We start from the raw sequence: 501 nt of genomic DNA, 5'->3' as shown, positions 1-501 counted from the left end.
GGCGACGACGGGTGCGAAACTGGCGCCCCCGCTGATGGGGCAGGTGTTCGACGGACCCGCGGGGTTCTCCGGAGTCGAGGCGACGCCGGAATGGGCGCAAGAGGTCAAGCGACTGGCCAGGGAGCGCAACGCGACCATTCTCGCGCACAACTATCAGCTACCGGAGATCCAGGACGTGGCCGATCACGTCGGCGACTCGCTGGCGTTGTCGCGGATCGCGGCGGAGGCGCCGGAGGACACGATCGTGTTCTGCGGTGTGCACTTCATGGCCGAGACAGCCAAGATCCTCAGCCCGGCCAAGACCGTCCTCATCCCGGACCAGCGCGCCGGATGCTCGCTCGCGGACTCCATCACCGCCGACGAACTGCGCGCCTGGAAAGCCGAGCACCCGAACGCGGTGGTCGTCTCGTACGTGAACACCACCGCCGAGGTGAAGGCCCTCACCGACATCTGCTGCACCTCGTCCAACGCGGTGGACGTGGTCGCCTCGATCGATCCCGG

General features: G+C 67.7%; 1 protein-coding gene. It reads left to right on the top strand.

All coding sequences use genetic code 11. The features are described 5' to 3' along the window. Positions 1 to 34: 34 nt before the first annotated feature. A partial coding sequence (locus tag NA4_RS38550) for a quinolinate synthase (RefSeq protein WP_169811231.1) occupies positions 35 to 501 on the top strand: 467 nt, incomplete at its 3' end.

Source organism: Nocardia amamiensis NBRC 102102 (assembly GCF_001612745.1).
Taxonomy (GTDB): domain Bacteria; phylum Actinomycetota; class Actinomycetes; order Mycobacteriales; family Mycobacteriaceae; genus Nocardia; species Nocardia amamiensis.
The sequence above is the reverse complement of the archived record's forward strand: the minus strand, read 5'-3'. Positions and strand labels throughout refer to the sequence as shown.